Source organism: Parageobacillus thermoglucosidasius (assembly GCF_001295365.1).
Lineage (GTDB): Bacteria > Bacillota > Bacilli > Bacillales > Anoxybacillaceae > Parageobacillus > Parageobacillus thermoglucosidasius.
The window spans coordinates 799,323-818,895 of record NZ_CP012712.1; the positions used below are offsets into that span (position 1 = coordinate 799,323).

14 protein-coding genes are annotated in these 19,573 nt (G+C 40.9%); 10 read left to right on the forward strand and 4 right to left on the reverse strand.

Annotated features, from left to right (window positions below; all coding sequences use genetic code 11):
• The first annotated feature begins 4 nt into the window (after nt 1-4).
• Both AOT13_RS04020 and AOT13_RS04025 read left to right on the forward strand, forming a co-directional pair.
• A complete protein-coding gene (locus tag AOT13_RS04020) occupies nt 5-1,372 on the forward strand; it encodes a nitrilase-related carbon-nitrogen hydrolase (RefSeq protein ID WP_013401820.1) in 1,368 nt (455 codons plus the stop codon).
• 242 nt (nt 1,373-1,614) lie between these two features.
• The gene (locus tag AOT13_RS04025) at nt 1,615-2,163 is read left to right on the forward strand and encodes an NADPH-dependent FMN reductase (RefSeq protein WP_003253558.1); all 549 of its coding nucleotides are present in this window, start codon (nt 1,615-1,617) and stop codon (nt 2,161-2,163) included.
• A 726-nt stretch (nt 2,164-2,889) separates the two neighbouring features.
• On the opposite strand, the gene AOT13_RS04035 is transcribed toward AOT13_RS04025, so the two are convergent.
• The 3 genes from AOT13_RS04035 to AOT13_RS04045 form a co-directional block, all read right to left on the reverse strand.
• Entirely contained in the window at nt 2,890-3,957 is a 1,068-nt protein-coding gene (locus AOT13_RS04035) for a CdaR family transcriptional regulator (protein ID WP_232511560.1), read from the reverse strand.
• A gap of 95 nt (nt 3,958-4,052) precedes the next feature.
• On the reverse strand, nt 4,053-5,189 hold the full coding sequence (locus AOT13_RS04040) for a glycerate kinase family protein (RefSeq protein WP_003253553.1): 1,137 nt from the start codon (nt 5,187-5,189) through the stop codon (nt 4,053-4,055).
• A gap of 273 nt (nt 5,190-5,462) precedes the next feature.
• Nucleotides 5,463-6,758 (reverse strand): GntP family permease, encoded by a 1,296-nt coding sequence (locus tag AOT13_RS04045; protein WP_003253550.1) that lies wholly within the window; start codon nt 6,756-6,758, stop codon nt 5,463-5,465.
• 1,070 nt (nt 6,759-7,828) lie between these two features.
• Here AOT13_RS04045 and AOT13_RS21200 point away from each other — a divergent pair.
• The gene (locus AOT13_RS21200) at nt 7,829-7,963 is read left to right on the forward strand and encodes a hypothetical protein (protein WP_255210109.1); all 135 of its coding nucleotides are present in this window, start codon (nt 7,829-7,831) and stop codon (nt 7,961-7,963) included.
• Nucleotides 7,964-8,502: 539 nt separating this feature from the next.
• Here AOT13_RS21200 and AOT13_RS04050 read toward each other — a convergent pair.
• The gene (locus AOT13_RS04050) at nt 8,503-9,984 is read right to left on the reverse strand and encodes an alkaline phosphatase family protein (RefSeq protein WP_173662671.1); all 1,482 of its coding nucleotides are present in this window, start codon (nt 9,982-9,984) and stop codon (nt 8,503-8,505) included.
• A gap of 555 nt (nt 9,985-10,539) precedes the next feature.
• Here AOT13_RS04050 and AOT13_RS04055 point away from each other — a divergent pair.
• The 7 genes from AOT13_RS04055 to AOT13_RS04090 all read left to right on the forward strand — a co-directional run bounded on the left by AOT13_RS04055 (nt 10,540) and on the right by AOT13_RS04090 (nt 19,534).
• The gene (locus tag AOT13_RS04055; protein ID WP_042384247.1) at nt 10,540-11,403 is read left to right on the forward strand and encodes an ABC transporter ATP-binding protein; all 864 of its coding nucleotides are present in this window, start codon (nt 10,540-10,542) and stop codon (nt 11,401-11,403) included.
• Nucleotides 11,404-11,428: 25 nt separating this feature from the next.
• Nucleotides 11,429-12,520 (forward strand): ABC transporter substrate-binding protein, encoded by a 1,092-nt coding sequence (locus tag AOT13_RS04060; RefSeq protein WP_042384245.1) that lies wholly within the window; start codon nt 11,429-11,431, stop codon nt 12,518-12,520.
• Nucleotides 12,521-12,598: 78 nt separating this feature from the next.
• A complete protein-coding gene (locus tag AOT13_RS04065) occupies nt 12,599-13,366 on the forward strand; it encodes an ABC transporter permease (RefSeq protein ID WP_042384243.1) in 768 nt (255 codons plus the stop codon).
• Nucleotides 13,367-13,702: 336 nt separating this feature from the next.
• Nucleotides 13,703-14,230: a thiol-disulfide oxidoreductase ResA gene (gene resA / locus AOT13_RS04070; RefSeq protein ID WP_042384239.1), complete on the forward strand. Its 528-nt coding sequence runs from the start codon at nt 13,703-13,705 to the stop codon at nt 14,228-14,230.
• Nucleotides 14,231-14,624: 394 nt separating this feature from the next.
• Nucleotides 14,625-15,962, forward strand: a complete 1,338-nt coding sequence (locus AOT13_RS04075) for an MFS transporter (protein WP_080695325.1) — start codon at nt 14,625-14,627, stop codon at nt 15,960-15,962.
• An 859-nt stretch (nt 15,963-16,821) separates the two neighbouring features.
• Nucleotides 16,822-18,237 (forward strand): APC family permease, encoded by a 1,416-nt coding sequence (locus AOT13_RS04085; RefSeq protein ID WP_042384233.1) that lies wholly within the window; start codon nt 16,822-16,824, stop codon nt 18,235-18,237.
• Nucleotides 18,209-19,534, forward strand: coding sequence for an aminotransferase family protein (locus tag AOT13_RS04090; RefSeq protein WP_013401818.1), 1,326 nt, complete (start codon nt 18,209-18,211; stop codon nt 19,532-19,534). The genes AOT13_RS04085 and AOT13_RS04090 overlap by 29 nt, the downstream gene beginning before the upstream one ends.
• Nucleotides 19,535-19,573: the final 39 nt, after the last annotated feature.

Consider the following 19,573-nt stretch of genomic DNA (forward strand, 5'->3'; position numbering starts at 1 on the left):
GATTATGGACAGATTAGAGTCTGTTAAAGTAGCAGCCGTCCAATTCGAATCACGTTTAGGCGATTTGGAAGGGAATCGGCATCGCATGCTGGAGTTGGCCGAAGAAGCGGCGGAAAACGGGGCAAAATTGATTGTTTTCCCTGAAATGGCCACGTCAGGGTATATTTTTGAAAACCGCCAAGAAATCGCTCCTTATGTGGAACCGATTCCTGGACCGACAACGGAGCTTTTCCAAACCGTTGCGAAAAAGTATTCCTGCTACTTGGTCATCGGGCTGCCGGAGGTCGATTCATTTACCGAAATTTTTTACAATTCAGCTGTATTGATCGGTCCTGAAGGAGTGATCGGACGTTACCGGAAAACGCATCTTTTCGCTGCCGATCCCCGTTGGGCCCGCGAAGGCAATGAAGGGATCCCTGTATTCTCCACAAAAATAGGGAATATAGCTATGCTGATCTGCATGGATGCGATGTATTTTGAACCAGCAAGAATAGCTGCACTCAAGGGCGCGGATATTATTGCTTTTCCGACGAATTGGGTAGGGGAGAGCAATAATCCCCCGAGCAAAACTTGGTCTTTGCGCGCCATGGAAAATGGGCTGTACTGGGTTGCCGCTAACCGTTGGGGACAAGAACGCGGAGCACAGTTTACGGGAGGGAGTGCAGTCATTGGCCCTACAGGCGAGGTTCAAGATTGGAAGTTGTCGGGTGATGGGATTGTATACGGCGTATATCAACCTCATGACGACCGAAAACAGAGAATATTGGAATCCCGGCAGCCGAAAGCTTATCAGGACCTGCTCCTGCATCCATATCTTTGGATGGAAGGAGCGACCCGCCCCCTTCTGCCGCAAGTATCTTTCGAGGTTTGCGTCGCCCAGCTATCGAATCACGGAACATTGGAACAGTGGTTGTCCAATGTTTCGGAATGGTTGGAATCGCGCAAGGACGAAATAAACTTCAAGCGACGGTTAGTCATTTTGCCTGAGATGGACATCACCGGAACAGAGAGGGCGGGAACCAGTCTCGAATTCTATCAACATGCACTTCATTCTATCGCTTCTAAATATGGAGTGTATATTATTGCAGCAGCCCCGCAACATATGGATGGGCACCGTGTGTCAACAGCCTTTCTTTTAGGACCGGAAGGCTGTATAGGAGCTTATCAGCAAGTTCATAGGAATGCTTTAGGACGAGGGGAATATGGAAGCTTCTGTACGCTGGCGCTGCCGTTTGCCAAAATCGGGCTTCTCACGGGAGGAGATGCAGAATTTCCGGAATCCTACCGCATCTTGGCCAAGCAGGGAGCAGATCTCATTGCTGTTTCGGCCAGTGGTACAGAGACGTATCATTCTTGGATGCACCGCATCTGAGCACATGAAAATGATGTCATCATGGCAGTGGCTGAACCTTGCGAATCTGGAAGGAGTCTCCTGTTCCTGCATCGTCAGTTGGACTGCGAAGGGCATCCGGATCGGGAAGAAATCCTGAATGGAATCTTTTTGCCGGAAATGACTTCCTTAGCACGGAGCAGGCCTTTTTTAAGACGCTTGAAAAACGAGCTATATGATCTGCTGGTACTGAACAAGACCGATTGAAAAGGAGATGGGGGACAATGAAGTTGCTTGGTATATCGGGGACGATTATAGGTTCAAAAACTCTCGCTGTGGTGGAAAAAGTCGTTGAATTAGCCCGACAATATGATCCGCGGATCGAAACGGAAATATTGGATCTCAAAAAGTTTGATGTTCAATTTTGCGATGGCCGCCACCCTAGTACATATGAGGGGGATACCAAAAAAGTCATCGATATGGTTAGCTCTGCGGATAGTTATATCATTGGCACGCCGATCTTCCAGGCCTCCTTATCCGGGGCGTTAAAGAACTTGTTTGATTTGGTCCCTCCTTCAGTTTTTCGGAACAAGGTGATCGGTTTTATTGCTACGGGAGGAACATATCAGCATTATTTGGTCATCGAAAATCAATTAAAACCGATTGCGGGATATTTCCGGGCGTATATCGCTCCGGATTATGTGTATGTCCATACTGACCACTTCAATCAAAACAACGAGATTATCGATGATGATATAAAATGGCGAATGGCAAATCTGGCGAAAGAAGTGGTCCATATGAGCAAAGTGTTAGCCCCATTAGGGAAATTATAAGGAAAGGACTAAATGGGAATTAGTGAGCCGAGAGGATGGGAATTTATAAGTCCGGAACAGCAGAAAAACAACGTGTTCATGGAACGATGAGTCATCAATATGTTGCTAGCAAATATGTGTTTAATTGAGACACGGTGACATCTATTGATGTGCAGCTGATCTGGACAATGCGGGAATGCTGTCCCTTAGTTCAATGGGGGGTTAGGAGGACAGTGTAAAATCGGTTAAACAGAAGGAATCAAGACTAAACGGCCCTGATTCCTTTTTTCTTTTCCAAATGTCTCAAAGAACCACAAGTTCCTCTCAAGGGAAGCGCTTGACAGCCCCTCGGAATTCTGCGAATGGGTGGGTAAGATGAATAGCTCTCCTTTGCTCTTTTTGCAGCTGGCTTGTGCATATTTAGGCCGGTATTGGAGCATGAAAAGTGTTTTTGCCTCCTTCTGTGCTTTTCACGTTAATTTCCACATTAAGATAGGGCAAAAAGCTTTCGATATGTTGTTTTTGCCGCCGTACTCATTGAACCTCCGTTTATGCAAACGGATATGGAAATAGATGAGAGAAAGCATGATCGTCTATCGTTTTCATGCCACTCGAGAAGAAATTGTATTTTTGGAATCCATTTCGGAGATGCTGGAAAAAGTACTGCAACGAATCTCTCAAGTTCATATGCCGAAGAGTCAAGTTGGATTTATATTGATAAACTTCTCCATCTCCAATATGCAGTGGCTAATTTTTATTTAATAAATAGCAAATTAATTCAAAAAGTTCTAATATATTTTTAGGGTCTTTTCCGGTTATTTCCTTAATCTTATTTAGCCGGTATTGCAACGTATTTCGATGAATATTTAAATCTTGTGCTGTTAAATTGCTATTGCAATTATTAACAATATACCTTTTTAGTGTTTTTAATAATTCGCCGTCGTTTTCAATATTTTTCTTTATATGTTTCTCTTTCCATAAATCATCCAGATCTAACTCACTCAATTTAACTAAAAAAGCAACTTCATTATAAAAAATAACTCTTTTTGGTAAAGATAGTTTTTCTACAATAAACACACTGCGCTTTGCTTGGTTGTAACTTGTAGCAATATTCGTTAGATGATTGCCAATACCGATTGTTACATTTTTGTTTTCTGCTAATAATGACTCAATACATGTATGAATATCTTTTGTATCATGGAGCATCAAAATTAAATGGTCTTCTTCGAAAAAACTAGGATATTTTAAAATAATGCTTGCGATTTCGTATTTTTCATTTAAATTTTTCACATATAAAACCGTCGTTTTTCTGTTTAAATCTAATTGATATTCCTTTGCTTCTTCAATCATTTTTGAAGAATAGTGATGTTTTTCATCTAAAAGTTTCTTCAAAAATGCGGTCCTTTTTTTACCTTCGCTCTCTATTTTTTTTAGTGCGATTCCTTGTTCAATCAGTAATGACACTGTTGTCTTTACGATTTTACAAAATGGTTTTACTTCTTCTGGTTCCCCGGTTATTCCGATGACACCAACAACTTGATTGTCAATAATGATCGGTTCATTTGTTCCTTTTTTTTCATTTTTATTATCTTCATAAATGGTAACCATCTTTAACTTTTTTATAGCTTCTACAGCTCCCTTATGAAGGGTTCCGATCCTTTTTGGGTCTCCGCTTCCTATAATAATTCCCTTTTCGTTCATGATATTTATGTTATATGGTATATCTTCCATCATCTTATCAACAATCATCTGTGCTTGTTTTTTCGATAAACGATACAACGCCTTTCCCCTCTCTCCCTGTGCGGCACGTTTCATGCTTGAAAACTCTCATAAACATCGCTTATGAAAAAAAGTGGATAAAATATCCACTTTTTCATCCAATCATATTATAATAATGTGGGATACCTTTTTTATATCATCTTTATCAAACGTGCGATATTTTCGCATGTTCTTTCAACATTTTTTGCCCCATCTTTTAAAATTTTATCTAAACTGCCTGCTTCTGGAATGATGCCGAAGATTGCATCAATGCCTTTGTCATAAAGGACATCAATACCTTCTCCAATATGCCCGGCTATGGCAATGACCTTTTTATTAAATTCTTTTGCAACTTTTGCTACTCCATATGGTGTTTTTCCATATTGGGTCTGAAAATCGATCCCGCCTTCACCAGTAAAAACATAGTCAGCATCTTTTATTTTACTTCTCAATTGGGAATATTCAATGACAAGATCTATTCCTTTTTGTAATGTCGCTTGAGTAAATATTAACAATCCCGCACCCAATCCACCAGCAGCACCTGCGCCTGGAATATTTTTTACATCTTTTCCTAACTGTTTTTTGACAACATCGGCATAGTGGGATAAATTCCGGTCTAAAATTCGCACCATTTCTTCCGTTGCCCCTTTTTGCGGCCCGAATACGTATGAAGCTCCATTTTCCCCACACAATGGATTTGTCACATCACATGCGACAAAAATGGAAACTTCCTTCAATCGTGGATCTAGATTTGAAATGTCAATTTCGCTTAATTGGTCCAAGTATCCCCCGCCTCTAGGCAGCTGGTTGCCATGCCGGTCGAGAAACTTAACCCCTAAGGCTTCGGCCATGCCTGCTCCGCCATCATTGGTTGCGCTTCCACCTATTCCGATAATGATCTTTTTTATGCCTTTATCTAAGCAAGCTCTTATCAATTCACCAGTACCATAAGTAGTTGTTACCATAGGATTTTTTGTCTCATTGGTCACATACTGAATCCCGCTTGCTTCTGCCATTTCAATTACTGCCGTTTCGTTATCGCCCATAATCCCGTATTTAGCAGTCACTTTATTTCCTAAAGGACCTGTGACCTCTACTTCGAATATTTTACCATTAGTTGCGTCTACTAATGATTGTACGGTGCCTTCCCCACCGTCAGCCATTGGAACATGTATGCAATTTGCATCGGGGTATACCTTTTTGATTCCTTTTTCCATCGCTACGCAAACTTCTTTTGCTGTCATGCTTCCCTTAAATGAATCTGGTGCAAGGACAAATGTTTTGCTCATTTTATTTCCTCCTTGTTTTATAAAGTTGATTTAGGTCCTAACAATGATTTTTAATGTTAAAAGGGAATTGCTATACTCTGTTTTTCTACGGCTTACTGCTTTTTTCAAAAACTGCCTGTTGAGAAACGGTCAAAACTCCGCTAAGCAGTATTGTTGATGCAGATGAGTTGCTATAATTGTTGTTTACATTCACCCGCTAGCTTTATGATTGCAGAGAAAGGCTTGCTCAAAATCATCAAAGGCAACATCGTGCTGCTCTTTAATGACTTGAAATTATAAAATAAATCCGTATAATATCGTTGCAACGATGGTCATTGTTCCACCGACGATCGCTTCGTAGCCAACAACAGACATGCGTTGTTGAAGCGACATATTCATGCTATTCCCTGTCACATGGAAATAATTTCCGTGTGGGAGTGAGTCAATGACAGTGGCTCCTGCATGAACCATGACAGCAGCATCAAGTGGAGAAACTCCCATATTTAATATGGCTTCCCCAAACGATCCAGTGGCAATAATGACACCTGTTGAAGTTGATGCTGTTGCCGCCGCCATTAAAATACCTGCTATTGGTGCTAAAAATGTTCCAGAAATGCCTGTAGCATCAATGATGTTAACAATTTGCTCGGACAAATCAGAGTGTGATATTAATCCTCCGATGGCTCCAGCCCCAATTAATATCAATACAGTTGGTGTCATTTTTTCTAGACCTGAAGCTGTATATTTGAGGATATTTTTTGTTTGTCCCATTGCCACCATACCGATGATACCAGCTAATGGCAGAATATACATCGCATCAACTTTGAAGCTTGCTAAACTGTCAATTTTTAGTATAGAAATAATTGGATTAATCATTAACAAAATGACCGCAACTAATGGCGCAACAATCGCTTTTTTCAGTGGAGGATAATTGGCCATTTGTGCATCATTATGTACGACCTCTGCATCTGCCACCTTGGCCCCTTTCTTTTTCAAAAGGGAAGCCAGAACGACCGCCATGATTAGCCCAAAAATGGCCGGGATTAACCCTCTAATCATGACATCACTTAGTTCCAATTGAAATCCATTAGCAGCGGCAATGGTATTTGGATTTGGGGAAATAATGTTACCTGCTTTTCCACCGCCAGATAGTGCTACTAATAAAGCCAGCTTAGAAATACCTGTCTTGTTCCCAATGGATAAAGCGATAGGCGCAACGATCAGTACGGCAACCGGAATAAACACACCGACTGCAGTAATAATCATCGTTGCTAGTGATAATGCGATAAGTGCCTTTTTCTCACCAAATTTTTGAACAATAGATAATGCAATCGTCTCCGCCGCACCTGACTCCATCATAACTCCGGCAAGAATCCCTGCAGCAAGGACGCGGATGACGGTTCCCATAACACTTTGCGTACCACTGATGATAGTATTCAGCGTTTCATCTAAATTTGCTCCACCTATCAATGCGCCGACAATGGCACCCAAAAATAGTGCATATAATGGATTCAATTTTTTTAGTATCAAAAAAATGGCTAAGGCTAGTCCGATTAAAGCACCAATCCAGCTAATTGTTATCGTATCCATAATTAAATCCTCCCCGCATAGTATATTTAGAATCCTCTTGAAGGAAAGTTGGTAATTACCTAAATAATTCTATATATTCTAATAAATACCATTCGTTTTGCTAAAAGTATTATCTTTTTTAGCGGATAGTGTGCCTAAAATGTTGAACTCGTCAATCGGCATATTGCCGTAGGAGTTTTTAAATTAACAGGTTTATTCCCAAAACGCTGGATGAAAAAATCGTTTTTCAGAATCCTGTTTTTTGAGATTTAAGCGTGAATGGTGTTTGCAATTGGACATTTTTTATCTGCATTTTTCATAAAAGAGTAGATGCAATTGCCTTTTTGTAATGTGTCATAGCCTCCTTTTTTATGAATTTGTGAAATGGTGAACTTATTAACTTATGAGAGCAGATATGAGTGTGGGTTTGAGATAAGTCAGATTCCTTAAATTTTTTAGCATATGACTAATCTCAGTGTACACAGATCATCCTAAAAAACGAACAATTACTTGCTAATTTTTCTGTAATATGTTCAAAAGAACAGTAACAACAGTAATCAAAGCGCTTTCATCGTGTATTATATGATTTAGAAAATAAAAAAGCTATTGGTAAAAGAATGATTTTTCTTGTTCATTTGCACAATTATACAAATTCAGTTTTGCAATTTTGGCCATGTTTAATCAAACTGTATTCTTGTGTCTATACTGCTCCTAAACGAGTACATCAAAGGAACGGGGAAAGGGTGAAGAAAAAAGGCTTGCAAGTTGCGAACAATCATGTGGTTAGATCATCGAACGCAAAGGCAAGATGCAAAATAAAAATGTGAATATGGCGAAAGGAATGCAGTAATTCTTCTCATTAAGGTTATGCAGGAATCCAAGTCGATGAGTTTTTGAATCTCCACAGGTTTGGTGACTGCCGCCACCCGAAGTAATGAAAGAGAAAAAAGGCATTACAATGATAAATAAAAATGAATGTTCTATGGTTGAGAGGAAAGGATGAGTGGCGGTGAAGCTTTTTAGCATTGGGTTAAAGGGTTGGAAGAGTATCGGGGGCAGGCGGAAGTGCAGAAAATGCCGGGAGTTGCGGCATGGTGATTGTTAGGGTGCCAGATGCGCCGATGAAAAAGGCACAGGAACATGTTCTTGCTTCGTTTTATGCTTTCAGTAAAGACTCATTGTGTATTGTCTCCGCTGGAACGGAAAAAGCAGGGCCCGATGTCTGATTTGGCGATGGCGGTTGGGATTTTGAAGGCAACGGGTAAGCTGATCGAGATGATTTTATCCAATGCCAGGTTTGTGATCGTTGGATGAAACGATTCAGCCGGTGGATGGCATGCTTCCAGCGATATTAGTAGCAAAAAAGCTCGGTTTTTAAAGGCTCAAGAATGCGCTATTGCACATGTAAGACGAATTTAAACGTTATTGTGATTAGAAGTCATTGGTTTTTACCAAAGAAACAATGGTCTCGGAACCTTCGGAAATAACAAGAAGGAACAATATGAACATTACTGGAGAGGAAATAACGAACAGGCGATTTCCTTTTGAGTTGTTAATGAAAAAAGCCCGTTCGCCAAAAGGCAGTAACAGCTGTTGCAGCAAGAGCGTCCTAGCCAATGGAACAGCCGCGTACCGACCAAAATCCTTCGGTTGGCAAGGACCGAACCATTTCCGAATTCTAAAAGGAACCGAGAGATAACAGAAGAAAATGCAAAGCCTCCTGCTGGCGGAGAGGTGCCAGCGGGAGGCGGAATGATTGTCTGCATTAATCAATCAAGGTTAAAATCCAGTCTTTTAAATCAATGATGCGCAAATGTTTTGGGGATGAATCGGTGCCAGTTACAATCATCGGCACTAATGAATCTTGTTTATGAAGCCCCCCGTGGCTTGCCCCACCGACATGAGTGGGAGAGCCTTCACCGATAAATTCAAATCCTGGCTTCGCGCTGGCGACGAGATAATTTCCTCGATGGGAAGTGAGCGAGCTGTGCAATCGGGCTAATGCATCCGGATATTCATCATAAAAAATCTGATGGTTCTTTACCGTCAGATTCAAAACGCCTGCATCTCCTACCAGATCCCACGATTGTCCATACTCATCCACCAAGTCTCCATTCGGTTGAAACATCAGTTTTCCTTGGCGGACTCCGGATATGACGTGGATAGATTCTTTTTCCATCCAAGCAATGACATCGATTCTGTCGTCCTTTTGCAGTGTTTGTGCGATATCTGGAAGCGGCGCGCGCTCAGGGTTTAATGTATAAATAAAGGCCATTCGTTCATTCACCCCAAGCACCACTTCATCGCTGTCTTTTACCCCATCTTTTAATGCCATGATTTGATAAGAGTGAAGCGATTTTCTTAAATCAATTAAGGCTTTGTTCCGGTCGGAACCAACCGGAGCCTGGCCGTTGTCTCCCATGATGATCCAATAATGATCTTTTAAAGCTTCCTCCCAAGAATCATAGCAATCCAATATGTTTTGCAGCTGTTTGTCTACTTTGCTGATTCCCTTTATATCCATCGGGCCGTTTTTATGGACGGTTTTGTCCATATCAGGAAAATAAACAATGGTAAAAGAAGGAAGGGAATTAGTTTCAATAAGATATTTTAATTCTTGAGCAGAAAAACGGTCATTAAACCCAAACTTTTGCCAGAAATGCCCGTTTCGTTTGAAAGGGCTGATCCTGGAAAAGGATCCGTATGTAAACAGCCGGCTTCCGTTTGTTTTCGACTCCTTATTCCAAGAAGGGAAAAATGTCAGCAGTCTTGGCAATTGAAGATCATGCTCTGTATTTCCGCGATAAACAAGGGCATTAATGGAAGCGGTTGCTTTTCCTTGCAAAGACATTTCCTCATGAATCGTTTTAATTTCCTTGCTTAAATGATGATTGTTAAGATGATATATAACGTCTTTGAGCGAGCGGATGAGGCCAAGCTTAATCAGTTCTCTGATGTGGCTTCCGTAATTGATTAGCCGTTTTTCTTCCTCATGAAACCATACCAGCCCAGGGATCTTATGAATATCCGCATACGTGCCTGTTAGCAGCGAACTGTCAACCGTTACAGACATCGTCGGGAAAGGGCTCACGATGTTTGGAAAAACTTTTCCGTTTTCCATAAAAAATTGGAATGCCGGAGCGGCTCCCTCTTTTACTGCCTTTTCCAGAGGCGGATACATTAAAGAATCAATAAGAAGCATAATAACCCGTTTCTGATTCGCATATGTTGACACGGTTTGATCCATCCTTTGCCTTCTATATCGAGGAACATTTTCATCATTTATATTAACCAATATTTAGGTAAAAGAAACAAACCAAACGGCGATCCGGTGATAAATGCATCTGGAAAGCGGAATGTCCCCGAAAAGACACCAGTGCCGTGCCATCAGCGGAAAAGGGTAAGGAAGGATGCCTGTTAGCATGTTTGTTGATTTATCCAAAAATGCAGTAAGGCTGATGGAAGATGCGATCCCTTTCGAATGCATGAGAGTGGAGCGATGTGCCTATATCTTCAATTAATTTGAAAATACAATTCATTTCTTTCAATTTTACAAGCCGTCTGTATGACTATATAATCTGAAATATAATTAATCATATTTGTTTACTTATAATTAACATAGAGAAAGGAGAACTGTGACGGCAGCTGCTTTTTTGCGTGGCGCAATTCTGCGGAAGAAACATGAACTTAGTTACCAGCTGCTTGGTTTCTCCCGATTTTGCCGCAATTACGTGTAGTCTTGTTGGTACGGTCTTTAGATAATTACATAAAAAATATGAAGATAGAAAAAGGGGGGAGACAAATGAGCGAAGTGGTGGCGGTGCAGCAGCCCATTGACCACGCGGAATATGTGAAGAAAAAAATCGAAGTAAAATCGCTCTATTTTAGTTATGAAGGTGCCGAAATTTTAAAGAACATTCATCTTGATGTGAAAGAAGGCGAATTTTTAGTATTAATGGGGCCAAGCGGTTGTGGAAAGAGCACTTTTTTAAGACTGATAGCCGGTCTGGAGCAGCCGGACAAAGGAGAAATAATCGTGAATGGAGTGCCAACGACACAGAAACTTCCAGATTGCGGCGTCGTCTTTCAAGATTATTCGTTATTCCCTTGGTTATCTGCGGAAGAAAATATTATCCTCGCTCTTAAACAAAAATTAAAGAAAACGAAAAAAGAATTGAAACATATTGCTAGGGAATATTTAGGGCTTGTTCAATTAAGCGATGCGGCCAAAAAATATCCCGGTCAAATGTCCGGGGGAATGAAGCAGCGCGCCGCCATTGCCAGGGCGCTGGCATTTGGTTCAGATTTAATGTTGATGGACGAACCTTTTGGTGCCTTGGACCCTTTGACACGAATCCATTTACAAGATTTATTGTTACAAATCAGCCGCGCTCACAACAGGACGATTGTGTTTGTAACCCATGATGCCGATGAAGCCATCTATTTAGCAGATCGGATTGTGATATTTTCGCTTGGCTCAAGTGCTAAAGGAGCTGTTACAACCAGTGTTGATGTTCCATTTAAAAAGCCGAGAAACCGGAAAACGCTGTTTAGTAGCAGTGAATTTATGGAATTTAGAGAACATGTCTTAACGATCATGAATCAAGGATTGTTGGACAATTTGGAAGAGCAACACGCAGTAGGTTCTGATGGAGATGGAATTTAAAAATGCACATTTGGGGGAGAGAAAGTTGAAACAATTTTTCCGCATTAGTGTGAAACCAGTTTTAGCTGTTCTTATAGCATCATTGGCATTAACAGGATGTGGAACAGATGCAGAAAAAGCGAATTCAAGCGAAGCAAAAAAGGAAAAAACATATGAATTAAAAGTGGGTTACTTGCATGGTCAAGGTGCACCTTTATTTGACGTAGCAAATCATGAGGGGTTTTTTGAGGATGAAAATCTGAAAGTGGAAGGCGTCAGCTTTGCCTCATCGGCAGACGGATTAAATGCGCTGCAAGCCGGAAAAATCGATGTGGGTCTAACATTTGGAACAGCAGCCCCATTAACATTTATTTCAAAAGGCGCTGACTTTTCCATCATTGGCGGCCATTTAGAAGGCGGGCACCCGATTTTAGCCCAGCCAAAAGATAAAGATAAATACAAAACATTGGAAGATTACAAAGGAAAAAAAGTAGGAACGATTCGCATGTTTACTTCTGATATTGTCTTCCGGTCAGCATTGGCAGAAGCAGGAATCGATTGGAAAAAAGATCTGGAAATTATTGAATTTAAAACACCGGGAGATTTGCTTCAAGCCATTTCAAGCGGAAAAGTCGATGTGGCGGTTGCAGCAAATACGATCCTTTTACAAGCATTAAAACAGAATTTGGCCATCGTTGGCTGGAGCAATGATTTAAATCCGTCTCATGTATGCTGCCGGGTTGTGACAAGAAAGGAATTATTGTCAGAAGATAAAGGGGAAGCCTTCAAACGGCTTTTAAAAGCATTAATCCGGGCAGAACGCGTGAAAAATGAACATCCGGAAAAAGCAGTAGCAGCCGCAAAAGCACATTTGAAATTGGATGATAAAACAGTAGATTCTATCGTCAATGAAGAACACTCCCATTATTCGCCGGATCCTAATAGCAAAGAAGTTAAGAAAATGTGGGAGCAAATGAAATCCATCGGCTATATTGAAAATGCCGACGGGATTGACCTTAACGACTATATTAATCTGGATCTTTATGAAAGAGCGCTGGAAGAATTAATGAATGAATATCCTGAAGATAAAGATTATTATCAAAAATTATTAGATAGATTTAATAAGCAAAATCTTTAAATAAATATATTTGCACGGACCTCCGATGGGCAGTTTGTTTCAGTTGGCATCAACACAAAGTTAAGGGAGGACCAGAAGATGAGGAATTTTCTTAAACAATATTATGTGACGATATTGATCGGTATCACCGGCATTGCTGTATGGGAATTAATCACAAGATATGGAAATTTAAATCCTGTTATTTTCCCGACATTAAGTAAAGTTTTTCGTGTTTTTACTCAAAACATAGAGGAATTATTGTTGGGATTAGTAAGTTCCTTACGGCTGCTAATCCCTGCTTATATTGGATCAATCATTTTGGGGATAGGAGGGGGCTTATTGTTGGGGCTTCATCATCGGGTCCGCCACGTTTTAATGCCCTATGTCCATTTGTTAAGCCCTCTTCCGCCAACTTTATTTGTTCCGTACGCCATTGCTGTATTGCCAACCTTTGAATCGGCTTCGATCTTTTTAATTTTCATCGGAACTTTTTGGCATATTTTTTTAGGTACACTTCACGGCGTTTTAATCATTGAAAAACAATATTTGGATAATGCAAAAACTTTAGGGTTAAAAGGCAATGATCTTTTGTTTAAAGTGATTATCCCGGCAGCATCTCCTCATATTTTAAGCGGGGCAGGTTCAGCATTGACCATGTCTTTCTTGATTTTAACCATGGCAGAAATGTTTGGCGCTAAATCGGGGATGGGATATTTCATTCAATATTATACAGATTTCGCTCAATACGATTATGTGATTGCGGGAATCATTTTTAACAGTGCTGTTATTTTGATTGCCTTGTTGTTATTTGAAAAGCTAAAAAAACGGCTGTTGTTTTGGACTAATTTAAAGGAAGATACCGATTAAATTGGTTTTGTTAAAATATCCCTTTTCGAACTGAAGCAGAAATGGAGAGTCCAATTTCTTTCTTTTCCACCATAGCTGCTTATCCGGCCTGGCTGTGGCTGATTCCGGATGTTTTGGGCCGCGGCAATGTGCTGGTGAAATCTCGGCGAAAGATTTATATGGCGGTCTGTGCTTTCGGATTTGCAGTCTATCTTTTTTCTGAACTTTTGTGTTTGGAATAAGTATATGGAGGATAGATATAGGAAATCAAAGGATGAAATTGAAACAATCGGGAAAAGGCAGTGTAGCTTAAAATAAAGATTCCAATTCGAGGAAAGGGGGAGGAGGATGCGGTTTATGAAGAGGGGCCATTTTATGATCCATTTTGTCATTACCTCTGTTTTGTTAGCGGCAATAGGATATGTTTTATATAGCAATCTGTATGAGACAGAAGAGGTGATTGCCGCGAAAGTTGGAAATGCAGCGCCTGATTTCACGTTAAAAAATTTGCATGGCACGGAACAAACATTGTCAGATTTTCGCGGAAAAGGTGTTTTCATTAACTTTTGGGCCACATATTGCCCTCCTTGTGAAAAAGAAATGCCTTATCTTGAAAAGGCTTATCAGCAGTATAAAGAAAAAGGGATAGAAATATTGGCGATCAATGCAGCGGGACCAACTCGCCTTGTCCATCAGTATATTGCCCGAAAAAAAGTAACCTTTCCGATTTTGCTTGATCGGGATGGATTAGTGGTAGAACAGTATCAAGTGCAAAATTTACCGACCACTTTTTTCATTAATTCCAAGGGGGAAATTGTCGATAAAGTTTCTGGTGAGTTGACAAAGGAAAAGATAGAAGAAGGTTTAAAATTAATCAAACCATAAAATTGGCTCGGTGCTTGTGCATGGCTGATGTCCATAAATGCCTCATCAATGGCTTGGAAAGAGCAGACGATGGATTTGCCGTGTTGGAATGTCTTGAAATGCAATCATGTCCATTAGGCCCGGTGCCTGCTGCCATTGCTTAAAATGAAAAGCAAGTGTTGTGTTTGTGGGTAACAGCCATCTTCTCCACCCATTCGTTGTCCGGAAAACGATGATAATATACAAATGTACGTCTATTTGTTAAAATATTAATTATATTCTGCAAAATATAAAGAGGCATTTTTTCGGAAAAATTAACATCCATGAAACAAAATCATTAAATATACAAAGTAATCTATATATGGAATAAACGGTTTGCGGCCGTTTGATCACCGACAGAATGGGGGAGAGTGTAGTGGAGAAGATTGCCTCGCATTCGTATGAGACAAAGAGGCAGCAGGGCTGGAAGCTGTATGTTTCGTTGCCGGTTTTATCGTGGGCGTTGTATGATTTTGCGAATACGATTTTTTCCTCGAATGTGAACACGATTTTTTTCCCGCTTTATGTTTCGGAAACGGTGGGAAAAAGCGAGAGCTTGAACCAGATCGCCAGTACATTTATTTCATATGCGAATGCATTAGCTTCCTTCTTTTTAGTGATATTTTCTCCTTTATATGGCACATGGATTGACCGGACCGGGAGAAGAAAGAAATGGCTTGGGATATTTACCGCTCTTTCGGTTGCGGCGACTTTGCTTATGGGGGTTGCCGGATATTCGAATCATGCGAATGTCATGTTTGGCTTGCCGGCGTCTTTTGTCATAACTGTGCTTTTATTTGTCGCAGCAAAGTTTTTTTACCACTCGAGCCTCGTTTTTTACGATTCGATGATTTCCAGTTTGGGGAATAAACAGGAAATTCCGCTTATCTCCGGTTTTGGCGTTGCTGTCGGATATGTCGGAACGCTTGTCGGGCTTGCCGTATATCCGTTTGTTGGCGAAAAAGATTACTATCAGGCTTTTATTCCAAGCGCCCTTTTGTTTCTCCTCTTTTCTTTCCCGCTGTTTTTCTTTGTCAAAGAAGAAGCCGAAAAAGCCGGTGCGTTAAAGCAAAAAGCCGGATTTTTTGCGGGCTATCGGGATATTTATGCGACATTGAAAGAAATGAAAAAGTATCAAAACATTTTTACGTTCATGATTGCTTATTTCTTTTTGAATGATGCGGTGGCGACGACGATCGCTATCATGTCCGTTTATGCCAAAGTCATTGCCGGGTTTACGGCAGGGGAGTTCATTCTTTTATATTTAGTCTCCACGGTTTCAAGCATTATCGGTTCCTTTCTTTTTGGCTACATTACGAGAAGCAAGGGAGCCAAAAAAGCGGTTTTGTATGTCGGCATCGTGATGTGCATCGCACTGGCGACAGGGGTGCTTGCTTTTTCCAAGCTTTCTTTTTGGATTGCTGGGAGTTTGTTCGGCGTCAGTTTAGGAGCAATGTGGGTCACTTCGAGAACATATATTGTCGAACTTTCCCCGCCAGACAAGCAAGGGCAGTTTTTCGGACTGTTCGCTTTTTCCGGAAAAGTGTCGGCCATCATCGGTCCGGCGATTTATGGAAGCATAACCCTCCTTTTTCATTCGTACGGAAACATTGCCAATCGGTTGGCGATGGGATCGCTTTTGCTGATGGTGCTCCTTGGCATTTTCTTTTTGCAGAAGGTAAGGCCACAGGCGCCTGCTGCGCCGGAAAGCTGACGGGAGGTTTTGTTATTTGCCGCAAGCTATTCCGCCAGCGAAATCATGGAAATAAAAAAAGCAACCGGCCGCTGCCTCATCCAAAAATTTGGACGGAAAGCGGAATCATTGAAAGTGCATGAAAATAGCATTAGCGGATTTGTGAAGAAAGACCGGCCGCCTTGTTGCCGGAGGGTGGCTGGTTTATGGATGTGTGGACGTGTTGCAAAACGCATAACGGATGCATAAATGCACAGAAAAAATCTTAATATATATTTACAAATTATTCAGAATTTATTATCATTAATATTGAACTCGAAAACAAATTCTTGCCGGATTTGTTTAAACGAGTCAATGGGCATTTTTGCGTCAAATTCACTTGCCTTTGGCGCTCGCTTATGACTTGTCTTTCTGTGCCAAATATATATTTTTAAATACTGTTCAGTCTGCTCGCTAATCCCGCAAGATTAGTATCAGCAGATAGAAGCCGGTATTTTCATTTCACAAACCATGCTGTGAAATTGAAAATATTGGCTTTTTTGTTTATCAAATCAAGGAGGTGAATGACAACATTTTCACGATGTATTCAGTTCATTTACCTTCATTATAGAAAGGAGGCGGGCAAAAGAAATCTTTCCAACCCTGATAAAAAACGGAGCGCAAATCTTTATCAATGATACCAGCCCTTCGCCTAAGCTCTTTCTTAAAAATGCGACTGGCCTTAAAACCAATCCACTATCGCTCACATCTGCTGCTTCATAATATTCCCCGCAATGATCTTCTCTCCGACCAGCTAATCATTGCAACAGCCAGTTTGTTTCTTAAAACGCTTTTTCCTAGAGTGTGGTGAAAGCGGATATATTTCGGTTAGGAGGTTACTATGATACAAAAGAATCATAAAGATTTTAACCGGGTTTTAACGAGAATAGATGTTTTAGTATTGGCATTTGGCGCCATGATCGGATGGGGATGGGTAGTTCTGACCAATGAGTGGATTTTAAGCGCAGGTTCTTTCGGTGCGATGCTTGCCTTTTTATTAGGCGGAATTCTTGTCGTTTTTGTCGGTTTAACCTACGCGGAATTAACTACCGTATTTCCAAAGACAGGAGGGGCTTACTTTTTTCTTAAAGAAACTCTTGGCAAACGGTTTGCTTTCATTGTTTCGTGGGCTCTTTTATTAGGCTACATTTCGGTTGTTGCTTTTGAAGCGGTTGCCCTTCCTACTGTAGTAGAATATATTTTTCCCGATTATCAGTTCGGTTATATGTGGACACTGGCTGGCTGGGACGTCTATATTTCATGGGCAGCGGTGGGGATAATTGGTTCTATTGTAATTACATTTATCAATTGGATTGGGGTAAAACAAGCGGCATTTCTTCAATTGACATTGACAATCGTATTAGTAGCAGTCGGGCTGCTTCTTGCGTTTGGTTCATTTATCGGCGGAAGTGCTGAAAATATGAAGCCTTTTTTGGCAGGTGGAATCGGAGGATTAATGACTGTATTAATCATGACACCTTTCTTGTTTGTTGGCTTTGACGTGATTCCGCAAGTGGCGGAAGAAATGAATATCCCCATGAAAGCGATTGGCAAAATCCTTATCTTATCTGTTGGTTTTGCGGCAATGTGGTACATCCTTATTATCCTTAGTGTATCATTAGGTCTCAGTCCAGATCAGTTAGAAAACACAAAATTAGCTACCGCGGACGCAATGGCGGTTGTTTTCGGTTCTCCGATATTCGCCAAAATATTAATTCTTGGGGGGATTGCTGGCATTATTACCAGCTGGAACGCCTTTATTATCGGTGCTAGCCGCATTATGTTTGCCATGGCGGAAGAAGGCGTGTTACCAAAATGGTTTGGCAAAATCCATCCAAAATACAAAACCCCTGGGAACGCCATTTTATTTATTGGTTTTCTCTCTACGTTATCGCCATTATTAGGGCGTCCTGCTCTTGTTTGGTTTGTGGACGCTGGCGGGCTTGCGATTGTTGTTGCTTATTTCTTTGTCGCATGCGCGTTTCTTTACTTAAGGAAAACACAACCAGATTTACATCGGCCTTTCCAGGCTGGAAAGAGCTCCATTGTGGGATGGGTGGCATTGCTTTTATCCATTGGCTTCATCCTGTTATACATGCCGGGAATGCCGTCAGCTTTAGTTTGGCCTTACGAATGGGCCATCACGCTCATATGGTGGATCATCGGATTCTATTTCCTATTCAAAATCCCTGGCAACATCAAAACAGATTATAAAGGAGCGATTAGTGATGAGCAATCAACACCTTTTAACCAATGAGCTTACCGAACTTGATAAAAAACACTTTATTCATCCTACTTCTTCCATTAAAGAGCAACAAGAAAACGGCCCTGCCGTCATTTTGAAAGAAGGGCATGGCGTGTATGTAACAGATATTAACGGAAAAACTTATATAGAAGGAATGGCTTCATTATGGAATGTGAATGTCGGATATGGTCGGAAAGAACTTGCACAAGCTGCCAAGGAACAAATGGAACAACTCGCTTTTTCTTCTTGTTTTGCTACGTTTAGCAACGAGCCTGCTATTAGGCTTGCTGCAAAACTTGCTGAAATTACCCCTGGAGACTTAAGTGCCGTTTTTTTCACGTCTGGCGGTTCAGAATCCAATGACACTGCTTACAAATTAGTGAGACATTATTGGAAATTAAAAGGTTATCCAAACAAAACGAAAATCATCTCCCGGAAAAAAGCTTATCATGGCGTTGCCATTGGTGCGACAAGCGCTACGGGAATTCAAGACTTTCAAAATATGACTACAGCGCTTGCCCCTGAATTTATTCACGCCGATACTTTTTCCGCCGATTCTGTCAGGGAAATCATTGAGCGAGAAGGCGCAGAAAACATTGCCGCTTTTCTAGCTGAGCCGATTCAGGGGGCAGGAGGAGTGAATATTCCGCCAGATGGTTATTTCCAAGCAATCCGGAAAATTTGTGATGAAAACAATATTTTATTTATCGCCGACGAAGTAATCACGGGATTTGGCCGGACTGGGAAAATGTTTGCATGCGAACATTGGAATGTAGTTCCGGACGTCATGTTAATTGCGAAAGGAATTACAAGCGGGTATATTCCGCTTGGCGCAGTCGTCCTTCGCGAAAAACTTCATAGAGATCTTATCCAATTATCGGAAGGCACACTGCTTCACGGATTTACTTATAGCGGACATCCTACCGCGTGTGCAGTTGCATTAAGAAACATACAAATTATTGAAGAAGAAAATCTGGTGGAAAACGCTCGATTAATGGGAGAAGAACTTCACAAACAATTAAAAATGCTGCAAAGTGAATTGCCGATTGTAGGAGAAGTCCGCTCTTTAGGGCTAATTGGAGCATTGGAAATTGTTAAAAACAAACAAACGAATGAACGGTTTGAGAAAAAATTAGCGCCGATTATTATCCATGAAGCCCGGCAACGCGGATTAATTTTACGGACAGTCACATTCGGTGATGCAGATACGATCGTATTTTCCCCGCCATTAGTTATCAACAAACAAGAAATCGAAAAGATGTTCCAAATCTTAAGAGATTCTATTATAGCCGTAATGAATGATGAATAAAAACGACACAGCGTCCTGTATGTTTACGGCTTCAGCTCA